Genomic DNA, 14,378 nt, shown 5'->3' on the forward strand with positions numbered 1-14,378 from the left:
CTGAGATATTGGATACTCATAAAACATCGTTGCTTGAGTGACAAGGTGATTGATACTCGCCAATTTATCCCCCGCCGTTTCAGGTATCCCCTATACACCAAGGCTGATGACTCGATGAAAATTTATGGGGCTTCAGTGAGTGCTGACGGTTATAATATAATAAACTAAGTTGGTTATCTGTATGATAAATATATAAAAGTAGGCTTTTATGATGATTTTGTATCAGGATGAACATCTGGTGGCGGTTAATAAGCCATCTGGCTGGTTAGTTCATCGCAGTTGGTTAGATCGCCATGAAAAAGTGGTCGTCATGCAGACGGTTCGCGATCAAATTGGCCAGCATGTATTTACCGTCCATCGGTTGGATCGGCCTACTTCCGGCGTATTGTTGATGGCGCTGTCCAGCGATGTAGCCAGGCAACTGTCACAGCAGTTTGAACAGCATCAGATTCAGAAAGTTTATCATGCAGTGGTTCGTGGCTACGTGACCGATTCCGGTACCATCGACCATGCATTAGTTGAACAGCTGGATAAAATCGCGGATAAGTTTGCTCAAGAGAATAAAGAGGCTCAGCCTGCTGTTAGCCACTATCGGGCGCTTTCGCAGGTGGAGGTGCCAATGGCGGTAGGGCGTTATGATACAGCCCGCTATAGCTTGGTCGAACTGATGCCACAAACCGGGCGCAAACATCAGTTACGTCGCCATATGAAGCATATTTTTCATCCCATTATTGGTGATAGCGCTCACGGTGACTTACGACATAACCGTGCGATTGCCGAGCATTTTGGCTGTCAGCGATTGATGCTACATGCCAGTCATCTATCCTTAACTCATCCAGTTACGGGTGAACCGTTGCTGATTTCGGCACCGTGGGAACAGCGTTGGCAAGATCTGATGACCGCGTTTGGATGGACTGAGCAATGCCCTGAATATAATGGGGTTGAAATTAATCCATCAATAACTCAGGATAGCTTGAAGCGTTAATTGGTTAAAAAATAGAGAGAATAAAAGCATGGCAAAAATAGGTATTTTTGTGGGTACCGTTTATGGTAATGCCCAGCTTGTTGCGGAACAAGCGCAAACCCTGTTACAGGAACAAGGGCATGACGTTGCTGTGTTTGATGAAGGAACGTTGGAGGACTGGACGGTTTATCTGCAGGACACGGTATTGGTTGTCACCTCAACCACCGGACAGGGGGATTTCCCGGACTCTATTGAATCGCTGTTTTATGATATTAAAGATTCTGTTGGTCATCAGCCGAAGCTACGCTATGGCGTTATTGCGCTAGGAGATAGTAGCTATGATAGCTTCTGCGGCGCGGGCAAACAGTTTGATGCGCTATTGCAGGAGCAAGGCGCAACTCGCCTTGGTGATGTGTTGATGATTGATGCGACAGAAGTGCCTGAACCTGAAGTCTTTGCTGCCGACTGGGTTCGCCAGTGGGGAATGTTGGTTAAATAATGGTTATCTGAAGCTGTAAGGGTATCGTCTCGATGGTGCTGAAAATCTGTTGGGGCGGCTTATTGATGGATAAAAAGGTCGAATTAAATTTGCAATACTTGCCAGTTAAACTTAATAACGGTGAAAGTTTCGTCCATTATCAGTACAGAGAATAAATTAACGTTAGTGGACGTGGCCGAGCAAAGGGCGTTAGGGCGAACGCCCTCTGCATTGAAGGCTCCCCAGAAAAATAAGCTTGAATTCTGACTATTATTTATACCGTCATCCCTGCGAAAGCGGGGATCTCGTTCTTAAGCCGAGTGTGGATATTAAGCTAAAACCTGGATTCCGGTTTTCACCGGAATGACGGAGAGGGAAGAGACATTTGTGATCATATTCTGACTGAGTTACTAATAAGATGGAACATATCGCTCACAAAACGCCTACTTTAATCCTTTGAATCCCTAAAGAAAAAATTTGCGGGGATTCCTCAGCCCTTTCCTGCGCTTCGCCCAGCATCCCTGCTGGACGTGTTTCCTCACTCAGTTGTCGGATGAATTCCAGCGCTCAATATAAAGGGCTAAAGATAAACTGCTCACCTTTTTTTAACTGTTCGGCATTATGCATTAAATCCGACCTTTTATTTGATGCTTCCTTTACCATTACAGCGTTATGGTCATTTTCCTTTCTCTACGTAGCTCATGTCATTAATGCTTTCGACAATAAATTTGTCGTCGCTGGTATAACGAATTTTGCTTACGCTGGCATTGGCCGGTGGTGTGTTGATTGGTTTATCGGTCATTTCGTTAAGCAGTGCTGAAATGGCGACACCATGAGAAACGATGAGCACATCTCCACCCCCTTGCTTTTGTGCTGATTCAGCGATGGTTTTTAATGAGGTTTTCATACGATCCCTGACGGTAACGTAATTCTCAGCCATATTGATGGTATCGACAGCGGCAATCGCATCGATCATTTTTGAAATATTCACTTTACCGGCAGAAAATTCGGCCATTAACGCGTCAGATGATGCGTATCCAAGGTGCTTGGCCGCCGGATTCCACATGTTAGGATCCAAGTCGCCCTCATAGATTCCAAAACAGCTTTCACGTAATCCGGGCATTTCGATAACTGGATTGGTTGTGTCACCTTGCGCATTTAATATCACTCTGGCGGTTTGTCTCGCTCTACCTAAGTCGCTTGAGTAAACCGCGATAAACGGTGTCCCTTTTAAGCCACGGCCTAGCTGTTGTGCGACATCAATACCGGCCTGAGTTAGCGGTGTGTCGGACCAGCCTTGGGCGCGATGTACCGTGTTAAACATGGTCTTTCCATGGCGAGTCAGATATATCGTGACTTCCGTGGCAAAAACGTTGGATATCGATAAGATAAACAGTATAAAAATCGTTAATGGTTTTAGTAATAATCTCATATCATCATTCCTTTATTTATTGCTTTAATTTATTTGGTTTAGAATAGGTTAAATTTATAATCGATAATGATTTCACCAGCCAGGTTGTGGGCTCGGCCTACGTCTCCGTTATATAAAGTGGGTGTTCTGTTTTTATGTTTATATGACCAGCCCGGGCCAAACATGGCAAAAATAGAGAGGTTTTTGAAGGTATTATCTTTGGGTATCCAGTGGCCAAATACGTTCACTTCTCCAGTTCTGACGGTATTACTTTTATAATCAAACTGTCCATAGTTCATTAATAATCCCATCTTGAGATCGGGGGTGACCAGATAGTCAGTTGCCGTTGACAGGGCCAGTTCACCGTCTCGCATGTAGTCGGAACCTGCTGAGGTCATCGCATTAAAGCGTCCGCGCATGTTCTTCGATACGTGGCGAGCGTAATAACCAATAGCGTTATTTTTTTCTGCACGAGTATAGGCAATCCCTAGCTTATTGCCCCATTTCTGCTGCTGCCACTTGGCATCGAAGGCATAGTGCCACGCGTGATTATCAAATTCCTTTCTACTGGCGGACATAGATTTATAATCATCTAAGGCATAAGTACCATAAATCTGGCTGCCAAGGGTGAGGTGTTGATTGGCACGGTAGGAGAGTTCCATTCCATGACGTCTGAGATAGTTATCTGCTTCACCATAGAAATAAGCGGCTGATAAATCTTTATCTTTATAGTTTAAGCCAGTAGAAATAATGTTATCAATAACACGGTTGTCTTTAGTGAGGAAGTGGACTTTATCCGGAGCATCGCGGTTGATCGAACTGGTCACATAGACCGCATCTAATGACAAATTCTCATAGCTAACTTGGCCGCTGTAGCCCAGATAACTATTTTGCGATAGACGATTGGAGGCGGTGAGGATCCCCGTATTTTTTATAATTTGCCAGCCACCTTTTGCATTGAATTTTAGATCGTCCAAAACATATTTTATTTTGACATAACGTTCGCCCATTTTATTGAATCCGGCGGCGTTACTTTTATCAAATCCGGGGCCATCATTATAAAGGAGTGATCGAGTTGAAAAATAATCACTGGCTGCGAGTTTGATGACACTGGTGTAGGTAGCATCAAAGCCAATAAAGTCAGCAAAATAGCCTGATTCAAATTTTAAAATAACATTTTGTCCCCAAGCCGAATGTACTTCTTTAGGCTGGGACTCATCTTCTTTTAAGTATTTCCAATAGTTTCGTGTTGATATATCTAATTTTGCATCCTGAAAGAACGGATTATTCGCCAGAGGACTAGCTGTATTATTTTTATCACTGCTAGTCGCGTTTGCCGTTAATGATATTAAGCTGGCTATTAGGCATGGTCCTATGATTTTTTTCATTTTTATCACCAAAATATAAACCTGATTCTTTAGAAAATAATAAAAATACCCGAAAGATTAACTTCCCTGTTAATAAAGAGTAATAACTTGAATAATTAAATTTTATAGGCAGACTCATTCAGCTTTAGTTTAAAAAGCCCCTGGTAATATGAGGCTTATTAATCCATCGTGAGCCCTTTTATTTATTACCTTTACCCGGGTGTTGTAGGTTTGGTGTATTTAATAGCTGCTCATAGTCGGGTTGAAATTTAAAGGCGTTCCAGTCACCATCAAAAATGGTGTAGGTAATATAGTCTTTATTTAACCAACCTGTATCGGTATCAGCCGAGCTTGGTTTTAAGACGTCGGCACTCATAATCTGTTGAGCTTTACCATCCGGTAAGAGCTTGTAGTAGTGTTGAGGAATTGGATTATATTCGTTCGGAATGTATTTTACGCCGGCGATTTTATCTTTAGGCTGAGCAGGATAGTTAATGCTTAGGCCAGAACCTTTTGGCAGAATTGGTGTGCCAGGTTTCCACTGTTTACTTAGGGTATCGACCATATCAACCACATAATCTACCGAGTCTGGCCAATATTTATGGGTGCTTGGCCAGCCGTTTTTCATTTCTTCATCGTTCAGAATATAGCCAATGCTTACTGCCAGAGCAGGGTAGCCATAGCGTACCGCACGAACGGCGGCACCCACTGTCCCCGAGTTAAGCTGGGCAACGCCGGTATTGGGGCCATCGTTAACACCGGAGATAACCAGATCCGGTGGGGTATCTTTGAGTACGCCAAGTACCCCGAAGTCCAGAGCATCAGCCGGCGTTCCTGGGAAACAGTAGTGTTTATCACCGAGCTTCTTAACATCAAATATTTTGTTTGGCTTGAAAGTAATAGCGGAACCAATACCGCTCTGGTTGGTACTTGGGGCGACAATCCAGACGTCGTAGCCTTTGGCCGCCAGTTTATGCTGTAGAGAAACGGTTCCTTCGGATTCACAGCCATCATCGTTGACGATAAGTATGCGAGGTGATTGAGCGGCCATGGCTGATGCACTCAGGGAGAGTGCCAGTGCACTGAAGATTAAGCGATGTTTCATGATGTTCTCCATTTATCAGAATAATTGTTCATTTGCTTTCAATGAGTGGAAAATATGTCTGTATTACAAAAATTATTTGGATGATTAATGAAGTTCGGACTTGTTGTTTTCATATTAACCACCCTTTTTTCAAGCAAAAAAAAACCTAAACCACTGACCAATTCATCATAAAGATAAATAAATTCGATCAGTGGTTTAGGTTTTGCCTGAAGACAGTAACAATCCTAAATTCGAGGTTCAGACTAGCATACGGCGTATTTCAGTCAATATGGTGTTACATTTTTATATGGCTTTTGTGACGGTGGTTGCATATTAATTAGGTCGATATTTCTTATGGCTGAAAAATATTAAATATAGCTGGGAAATCTAATTACCATGTTAACTATTGGCTTCGCTCCGAACTCTCTCAATATGGATAGTCAGAAATAGCATCTCTTCCTTAGTTAATTCATGCTGGTAATGTTTTTTCAAATGTTGGCTAATTTTTTGCGTGCAGATATAGGACTTAACATATTTATCCTTAATGACATCATGCAATGATTCATCTTCACTGCTGACATAATTGTTATTCATCATACGTTGAGCAAAAAATTTCAAATGTGTGACAAATCGGTGATAGCTGAGTGCCTGCTCGTTATAGTCCAAATTAAAATGGTACTTAACGATTTGCATGATTTCCTGCATTATTTTGGTCATGTTAATCACATTAGAGATATCATCATTTAACTGAGCATTAATGATATGCAGGGTGATAAAGCCGGCTTCATCTTCGGGCAGTTTTACGTTAAGCCGTTTTTCTATGATATTTAATGCTTCCAGACCAATAGCAAACTCTTTAGGATACAGGTGTTTGGTTTCCCACAGCAGACCATTTTTGATATCCAACCCTTTTTTGTGGCGCTCAATCGCAAAATTGATGTGATCGGTCAGGGAGATATAAATACTGGAATGCAATTCAGTGGGCAGGTTTTGTTGAGCATAGCGGATAATTTTCTCGCTGGTGGTCATAATCTCCGCAGGGATTTCAGCCAGTAGCTTCTCAAGATGAGAGGTGATTTCTTGGTTTTTAACTGAGAAAACCTTTTCTATCAGCGTTTTATCTAATGCATCACCGGCCTTCTTTTTAAAGCCCAGCCCACGCCCCATGACAACGAGCTCATCGCCGTTCTCATCAGAAACGATCACAACATTATTGTTTAATATTTTATCAATATTCATAAAAACCCTGAAAATAAAAAAACCTGACCACCGCAGATAAAACGGTTGTCAGGTTTTGCCTGCATTTCGCAGTAACAATCCTGTGATGGTCATTATGATACGTATTGAATCAATATCATCAAACTGTTTTATGTCGGGCTTGGCGGCAGATCACAAATCTGTATTTCTATTACTGTGTACTGAAGGTCTGCCGATTGTGCATCGTTGTCATATTAGTGACGCTGGACAAGTTGGCCGAGGGCCAACTTGAACCGTTAGGGCGAGCCTTATTCAGGGTAGCTGTTTTAAACAGCTTGTCTGTTTATAGCTAGGCTCACTTTTTCAAGGCTTTTCCATTACTGCTAATCACCGATTGATACCAGTGGAAGCTTTTCTTACGTCGTCTTTCTAAACTACCCTCACCGTTATCATTACGGTCAACGTAAATAAAACCGTAGCGTTTTGACATTTCAGCACTGGATGCGCTGACTAAATCGATCGGCCCCCAACTGGTATAGCCCATGACGTCAACGCCATCTTTAATTGCTTCCCCAACCTGAACTAAATGATCGTTTAAGTATTGAATCCGGTAATCGTCATTGATATTTCCTTCGGTATCAGGCAAGTCTTTGGCACCGAGACCGTTTTCAACAATAAATAATGGTTTCTGATAGCGGTCATATAGAACGTTGAGTAAATAGCGTAAACCCTGCGGATCAACCTGCCATCCCCATTCAGAGCTTGGTAGATAAGGGTTTGGAACCATACTGAGAATATTTCCTTTGGCGGTGCTTAGCGTTTCATCGGTGGTGGCGCATCCACTCATGTAGTAGCTAAAGGAGATAAAATCGACGGTGTTTTGTAGCCACTGCTTATCTTCATCGGTAATAGTGATGCTGATATTATTTTCCTGAAAATAGCGTTGCATATAGCCTGGATAGCGCCCTCTGACCTGAACATCGCCAAAGAATAGCCAACTGTTATTTTCATGATGGGCTTTTAGTACGTCCTCAGGTTTGCAGGTTAATGGGTAGACAATACCACCGAGCAGCATATTGCCGATTTTGGCATCAGGAATAATGTCCCGACAGGCTTTCACTGCTTTGGCGCTGGCAACTAGCTGATGATGAATGGCCTGATAGATTTCACTTTTACTGCTGTCTGGTGGAAGCCCAACGCCGGTGAAAGGCGCGTGTAATGACATATTGATTTCATTGAAGGTCAGCCAATGTTTTACCTTGTCTTTATAACGGGTAAATACGGTTTTGGCGTAGTTTTCAAAAAAGTCGATTAGCTGACGATTTCCCCAGCCGCCGTAGTTTTTGATCAGTCCATAGGGCATTTCATAATGAGAAAGGGTAATCAGCGGTTCGATGTTATATTTTTTCATTTCATCAAACAGTCGATCGTAAAATGCCAGACCGCTTTCATTCGGCTGTTGTTCATCGCCGTTGGGAAAGATACGCGTCCAGGCAATTGAGGTTCTTAAACATTTAAAGCCCATTTCAGCAAACAGCGCGATATCTTCCGGATAACGATGATAAAAGTCGATGGCCATATCTTTAATGTAGACGTTTTCATTATCGCTGTTACGTTCAACGGTAGGGCCAAAGATCCCTTGAGGCTGTAAGTCGGAGCTGGATAGCCCCTTATTATCCGTTAGATAAGCCCCTTCGACCTGATTGGCTGCCGTTGCGCCACCCCATAAAAACGTATCGGGAAATGCTTGGTTCATGTTCGTTCTCCTTATCGTATTATCGCGATATTGATTGAAATCTGTCTGCATTAGCTCAGGAGCGTGATTAATGGCTCTTGCGCATTGATGTTGGTTTGCTGTGATTCAATAACGGCAATGTAGTCATCGCTGTTGGTAATAATAATCGGGGTGGTTAAATCGAACCCGGCCTGACGAATTTCGTCCATATCAAACGTGAGTAACAGGTCGCCTTTTTTAACCGTTGAACCGCTATCCACATGGGCATAAAAGAATTTTCCGTCCAATTTGACCGTATCAATGCCCACATGGATCAGTATTTCCGTTCCTTCGTTTGAAACAATCCCGATGGCATGTTTGGTTCTAAATAATGATTCTACCGTACCGTCAACCGGGGAAATGACTTGTCCTACGTTAGGAAGAATGGCGACGCCTTTTCCCATCAATTCGCTGGCAAAGGTTGGATCGTTAACGCTGGTCAATGGCATCACACTGCCGCTCATTGGGCTGAAAATTATCATGTTTTTATGCGATGAAGTGGATGCCGGTGTTTTCTCTGGCAATACGGACACCGTGGTCTCGACGCTATTTTCCTGCGCTTTGTTATTTTTAACGCCAAAGAAGTAGGTCGCGACAGCGGCAAAAGTCACCGAAGTTAAGGTACCAATAATCGCTCCCCAAACCGTGTTGTTAATACCAGTATCAGGAATAATTTGGGCAAAACTGAATATGCTCACCAGACCAAACGAATATACTGCCGTGTTAAACGAACCAATGATGGCTCCGCCAATGGCACCACCGATACAGCCAAAAATAAAGGGACGCTTATTGGGTAAGGTGACCCCATAGACTGCGGGTTCAGTGATACCAAACATACCTGCGGTGACCGCTGAACCGGCCAGCGTTTTCATTTTCATATCTTTGGTGCGTAGCATCACACCGAGGCTGGCACCAACTTGACCAAATACCGCCGGAATTAGCAAAGGCATCATAGTGTCTTTATGGTGAGTAGCCAGATTATTGAGCATCAGTGGAATAAAACCCCAATGCAGGCCAAATATCACCAAGACCTGCCACAGTGCACCAATAAACGCGCCAGCAATTATCGGATTAAGGGTATAGATAGTGAGATAGCCATCAGCAAGCAACTGGCTCACCCAAGTGGCAACCGGGCCAATAAGCAAAAAAGTTAGCGGAACGGTAATTGCCAGACAGAAAAATGGGGTGACCAGATTGCGAAACGAGCTGTGAAATATTTTGTTGAACTGGCGCTCCAGAATGCTGCATATCCAAGCGGCAAAAATAATCGGTATCACTGAATTGCTATAGTTAATTAGCATGATAGGGATACCGAAGAAGTCGAGAGAAACCGCTCCCGGCTGTTGAGCGCCAGAGAGGGCCTGTAAAATTGTCGGATGGATCAGTGCCCCACCGATGACCATGGTGATGAAAGGGTTGGTGCCAAATTTTTTACCGGCGGTATAACCTAATACGATGGGTAAAAAGTAGAACAATGCATCGCCGGCGGCATATAAAATTTTATAGCTGCCTTCAGTTGTCGACATGATTTTCAGGGCAACCAACAGTGCCAGCAAACCTTTTAAAATACCTGCGGCAGCCATGGCACCAAGTACCGGGGTAAAGATCCCGGAGACAATATCAATAAAGGCATTAAGCAGGTTGGCCTTTTTATTGTCGTTTTCTGAGTTATCTGATGAGGTGGATTCATCGGTAAATCCAGCGACCTGATTAATTGCTTTAAAAATATCGGCTACGTTATTGCCAACGACCACCTGAAACTGGCCGCCACTTTCTACCACCATAATGATATCTGGGTGCTGTTTAAGGAATTCCGCGTCAGCACGTTTATGGTCATTAAGCTTAAAACGTAGTCTGGTTGCGCAGTGGACCAGACTGGCTACGTTATTTTTTCCACCAACGCCTTTGATTATGTCTTTGGCCAGTTGTTCGTATTTCATTGGGCTATCCTTTACCTTTGTCGTCGACAAAGAACGTCGTTACCTGCTGGAAGCCGATCGGTACGCGATGTTTCGGCGGCGAGCGGCTTTTTATGGACAAAAAAAAACCTAAACCTCTGAGCGTTTTGGTCGCAAATGCGATAAAACATCAGAGGTTTAGGTTTTGCCTGCGTGACTTGCAGTAACAATCCTAGGGCGTGCTACAACCATGGCAGACTAACATTCTGGCTGTGAATGTTAAAGGGCATGTAAATACCGGACGTTAACTTTGTGACAAAGTTAACAGTTCATACGGTAAAAGGTGAGCGATAGAAAGTCGACGATAATGGCATGATTAAGTTGAGATATTTATCCCCCAGACCATGGGATTAGGGGGATAGGTAAGGCATCACCGGTATTGAACTATTTATTCTTTGCGGTCAGTTTTTCCAGATCGGCTTCGATCTCTGAGATTTTATGAGTGACTACCTGCTCAAGGTGGCGCAGGTCAGAAAGAATTTTCTTTTTCAGATCGACTTCAATCCGTTCACCATGGCAAATCAGATCCAGCTCTTCGATAACATAGCGAAGGTTTGGGCTAATTTCATGAACTTCTTTATAGGACTTTTCAGCGCCTGGATTGGCTAAAATGGTTTTACGCTGGCGTGGATATTTGAATTTAACGCTTTTGGCAAAAAACTCGCCTTTTTCCTTACGAAAATAGATTTTCAGTATGTCGTTACTGGCTTCCTGACGCAGACTATAGCGATCAATCTGTTTTGGATTAGTAATGCCCAGACTTGTGAGGTTATCGTACATAACAATACCTTCCTGATTGATTAAGCCGTTAAGGTGAAAAAACAATAAACTGGCGGTTAAGAGATCACCATGATTGTCTTACTTTATTGAGCACCATAAGATGCAGTTTATTCATTATAGATATAATGATTAGTTAGTCATTATAGCAGTTGATAGGCAGGGCAGGAGAAACCTGGGAGACAATATGCTGATAGGGCTGACGGGAATGATAAAACACAGGATTGGAAAATATCGGTTATATTTTGATTGTGATTAACAAGGGACAGAAATGAAAAACAAGCTGCGTAAAATTCAGGTAGACGACATCTCTTTCTTCTGGCGGGTACTGTGGGATCAGGATGCAGCCAACGGAGATTTTCTATTTTTACGAGTATGGATTGCCGGGCATAAGGTGAAGCCGTGGATTACTGTTCATTATCAATATCATAACCCATGGTTTTTTTATGGTGAGATCATCACTATGCCTGAGTCGGAGCGGCAAAGCCATTTTCAGCTTAATGCTTTGATGCCTAAGCAAGTGGCCGGGATTATACGATCTGCTATGACGTGGTTGGCAGAAGAGTATGCCGATTCACTGAAAATTGAAAACGTACATTTCCATGTTGATAGAGAAGGTCAATTGCATCGGGGGCTATCGAAACACGCATGAACAGAGAACAGGCAAGCGTATTGGTTAAGCTGTTAGCGGCGAAAGGCGTTCACTTTGCTAAAGGGTTATCCGATGAAGAAGTGATCGCCATTCAGTGTGATTTTAAGATATTGTTTCCAGCGGATCTTCGGTTGTTCCTGCAAACGGCTTTACCAATATCAAATAAATTTGTTAACTGGCGTGAGGGGTTAAACTCTAAGTCTAAAGAGGATGAGATCCAAAAACGTCTTAACTGGCCATTAGAAGGGATGCTGTTTGATATTGATGCTAATGGTTTTTGGCTGGACGAGTGGGGTGAAAGGCCGGAAAGTTTTGCACAGCAGAAAGTGATAGTTGAACAGCATTATCAGCACTGGCCTAAACTCATTCCTGTTTATTCCCATCGCTATATACCCTCCACACCTTATGAAGAGGGGAACCCGATATTATCGGTGTATCAGACAGATATTATCTATTATGGCTATGATTTAGCTGACTATTTCTCTCGTGAATTTGGCTTTATATTGCCAACGATCTTTCAGGTTCCTGAACAGCCAAAAGCAATTGCGTTTTGGGATAACTTTTTAGCTTAGCGTCAATGTACTGCTAACACTCCCGCGATAACATGAAGAGCGCTAACCCTTTCTGGGCGCTTTCCCCAGAATTATTACGATCTAAAATTTTTTAAAAATCTGATTTATTTAATTTTCATATCGACACTTGTTTTACATGCGCGATTATTCAATATTAAATCATTTATTTGCTTGGGTTTAAAAATAAATGGCCTGAAAATTAGACGATATTTTGCCCCATTAATATACTGTATATCCAAACAGGTGTTTGGTTATTTAATAATAATATCAGGGGATTATATGAGTTATAAATTTCAGGCAGCATGGAAACAGATTCAACAATTTTTACCAAAAGAGCTACAGCTTGGGGAAGGTGATTTACCTCAGGAAGAATGGTGGGAATGGCGCAAACATAGTATCCATTTAGATTGTTATCGTAATCCATCGGCCCCAGCTAAAGTGATTCTATTCCACGGTGTTGGGACGAATGGTCGACAAATGACCACAATTTTAGGTGCGCCATTAGCTAAGCTAGGATATGAAACTATCGCGATTGATATGCCGGAGTATGGTGTGACTAAAGTGGCTCCTGGGGCGTTAGTTACTTATGACGATTGGGTACAGGCTGGGTGTGATCTGATCAATGCTGAATTAGCCAAGGATAATCGCCCAATCGTATTGTATGGTTTAAGTGCAGGTGGAATGCTTGCTTATCATGTTGCTGCCAAAAGTAAAAAAGTGAAGGGTATTGTCGGCATGACATTCTTGGATCAGAACGTGCAGCAGGTGAGGGATGAGACATCATTTAATCGGCTAAAAAGTCGTCTTGGTATTCCGATTACCGGTATCTTTGGCAATACCATCTTTGGACGGATTCGTTTTCCAATGAGTCTGGCGAGTAAAATGTATGCTTTAGTGAATAATACTAAGGCGTTAACCACCTGCCTTGCGGATAAAACGTCGGCGGGAAAATGGGTAACGGTAAAATTCCTCAGTTCATATATGTATTATAAGCCAGTTGTAGAACCAGAACAGTTTACCGTTTGTCCCATTTTATTAACACAACCTGCGGAAGACCGCTGGACCCCGATTCATCTCAGTGAAATTTTCTTAAAGCGAATCAGGAAAGTGCCAGTGAATAAAGTGATGTTAAAAAATGCGGGTCACTATCCACTTGAACAACCGGGATTAACTCAGTTACGTGATGCAACCAGAGATTTTATTAATAAATGCTGTAATTTATAATATTGCTGGATGATATTGATGTAAGCCTAACTAGCGTTAGGCTTTTTTATGGGGCTAAGAGATGGGGTTAGTCGATAGTCCGCAGTAATTCATTGATACCCACTTTACCGCGAGTTTTTGCATCAACTTTTTTCACAATAACCGCGCAGTACAGGCTGTATTTACCATCTTTGGACGGTAAGTTACCTGACACTACAACCGAGCCAGCAGGTACGCGACCATAGTGGATTTCACCAGTTTCGCGATCGTAAATCCGAGTACTTTGACCAAGATAAACGCCCATCGAAATAACCGAACCTTCCTCAACAATAACCCCTTCAACTACTTCTGAACGAGCACCGATAAAGCAGTTATCTTCAATGATGGTTGGGTTAGCCTGAAGCGGCTCTAATACGCCACCGATACCAACGCCCCCGGACAGGTGAACGTTTTTACCAATTTGGGCACAGGAACCAACGGTGGCCCAAGTATCGACCATAGAGCCTTCATCAACATAGGCACCGATGTTGACATAAGAAGGCATCAATACGGTATTACGGGCAATAAAAGCCCCTTGACGAACACTAGCCGGAGGCACTACGCGAAAGCCTTCACGCTGGAAGCGCGCTTCATCGTAGTCGGCAAATTTCATTGGGACTTTATCAAAATAGCGGGCTTCCGCACCGTCCATAACGACATTGTCATTAATACGGAAAGAGAGCAGAACGGCTTTTTTCAGCCACTGATGCGTAACCCACTCACCGTTAATTTTTTCGGCTACCCGTAATGCTCCGCTGTCCAATTTAGCAATAGTTTGCTGAACGGCTTCACGAAGTACGGTATCTGCATTGGCCGGAGTAATCTCGGCGCGGCGCTCGAAAGCGGTTTCTATAACGGCTTGTAACTGCTGCATCATGTTATGTCCTGATGTATTGAATGAT

Annotated in this window: 13 protein-coding genes; 5 read left to right on the top strand and 8 right to left on the bottom strand. The window is 42.9% G+C overall.

Annotated features, from left to right (window positions below; genetic code table 11):
• Positions 1-208: 208 nt before the first annotated feature.
• Both truC and BMZ28_RS07345 read left to right on the top strand, forming a co-directional pair.
• Positions 209-985: a tRNA pseudouridine(65) synthase TruC gene (gene truC / locus BMZ28_RS07340; protein ID WP_074821960.1), complete on the top strand. Its 777-nt coding sequence runs from the start codon at positions 209-211 to the stop codon at positions 983-985.
• 28 nt (positions 986-1,013) lie between these two features.
• Positions 1,014-1,463 (top strand): flavodoxin, encoded by a 450-nt coding sequence (locus BMZ28_RS07345; protein ID WP_074821964.1) that lies wholly within the window; start codon positions 1,014-1,016, stop codon positions 1,461-1,463.
• Positions 1,464-2,118: 655 nt separating this feature from the next.
• On the opposite strand, the gene BMZ28_RS07350 is transcribed toward BMZ28_RS07345, so the two are convergent.
• The 7 genes from BMZ28_RS07350 to BMZ28_RS07380 form a co-directional block, all read right to left on the bottom strand.
• A complete protein-coding gene (locus tag BMZ28_RS07350; protein ID WP_074821967.1) occupies positions 2,119-2,874 on the bottom strand; it encodes a histidine phosphatase family protein in 756 nt (251 codons plus the stop codon).
• Positions 2,875-2,912: 38 nt separating this feature from the next.
• A complete protein-coding gene (locus tag BMZ28_RS07355; protein ID WP_074821970.1) occupies positions 2,913-4,241 on the bottom strand; it encodes an OprD family outer membrane porin in 1,329 nt (442 codons plus the stop codon).
• A 178-nt stretch (positions 4,242-4,419) separates the two neighbouring features.
• Positions 4,420-5,325 (bottom strand): 5'/3'-nucleotidase SurE, encoded by a 906-nt coding sequence (gene surE / locus BMZ28_RS07360; protein ID WP_074821972.1) that lies wholly within the window; start codon positions 5,323-5,325, stop codon positions 4,420-4,422.
• Positions 5,326-5,703: 378 nt separating this feature from the next.
• The gene (gene licT, locus BMZ28_RS07365) at positions 5,704-6,543 is read right to left on the bottom strand and encodes a BglG family transcription antiterminator LicT (RefSeq protein WP_074821975.1); all 840 of its coding nucleotides are present in this window, start codon (positions 6,541-6,543) and stop codon (positions 5,704-5,706) included.
• Positions 6,544-6,856: 313 nt separating this feature from the next.
• Positions 6,857-8,257, bottom strand: coding sequence for a glycoside hydrolase family 1 protein (locus tag BMZ28_RS07370; protein WP_074821977.1), 1,401 nt, complete (start codon positions 8,255-8,257; stop codon positions 6,857-6,859).
• Between the two features lie 50 nt (positions 8,258-8,307).
• Entirely contained in the window at positions 8,308-10,215 is a 1,908-nt protein-coding gene (bglF, locus tag BMZ28_RS07375; RefSeq protein WP_074821980.1) for a PTS beta-glucoside transporter subunit IIABC, read from the bottom strand.
• A 402-nt stretch (positions 10,216-10,617) separates the two neighbouring features.
• Positions 10,618-11,013 (bottom strand): DUF3461 family protein, encoded by a 396-nt coding sequence (locus tag BMZ28_RS07380; RefSeq protein ID WP_047781789.1) that lies wholly within the window; start codon positions 11,011-11,013, stop codon positions 10,618-10,620.
• A gap of 268 nt (positions 11,014-11,281) precedes the next feature.
• On the opposite strand from BMZ28_RS07380, the gene BMZ28_RS07385 reads away from it, so the two are divergent.
• The 3 genes from BMZ28_RS07385 (at position 11,282) to BMZ28_RS07395 (ending at position 13,458) form a co-directional block, all read left to right on the top strand.
• Positions 11,282-11,662: a hypothetical protein gene (locus tag BMZ28_RS07385; protein WP_074821983.1), complete on the top strand. Its 381-nt coding sequence runs from the start codon at positions 11,282-11,284 to the stop codon at positions 11,660-11,662.
• On the top strand, positions 11,659-12,234 hold the full coding sequence (locus BMZ28_RS07390) for a hypothetical protein (RefSeq protein ID WP_083399651.1): 576 nt from the start codon (positions 11,659-11,661) through the stop codon (positions 12,232-12,234). The genes BMZ28_RS07385 and BMZ28_RS07390 overlap by 4 nt, the downstream gene beginning before the upstream one ends.
• Positions 12,235-12,513: 279 nt before the next feature.
• The gene (locus BMZ28_RS07395; RefSeq protein WP_047781787.1) at positions 12,514-13,458 is read left to right on the top strand and encodes an alpha/beta hydrolase; all 945 of its coding nucleotides are present in this window, start codon (positions 12,514-12,516) and stop codon (positions 13,456-13,458) included.
• Between the two features lie 67 nt (positions 13,459-13,525).
• On the opposite strand, the gene dapD is transcribed toward BMZ28_RS07395, so the two are convergent.
• Complete coding sequence (gene dapD, locus BMZ28_RS07400) at positions 13,526-14,350, bottom strand: 2,3,4,5-tetrahydropyridine-2,6-dicarboxylate N-succinyltransferase (protein ID WP_074822065.1); 825 nt, start codon at positions 14,348-14,350, stop codon at positions 13,526-13,528.
• Between the last annotated feature and the right edge of the window lie 28 nt (positions 14,351-14,378).

Origin of the sequence: Pragia fontium DSM 5563 = ATCC 49100 (assembly GCF_900112475.1) — a bacterium.
Classification (GTDB): domain Bacteria; phylum Pseudomonadota; class Gammaproteobacteria; order Enterobacterales; family Enterobacteriaceae; genus Pragia; species Pragia fontium.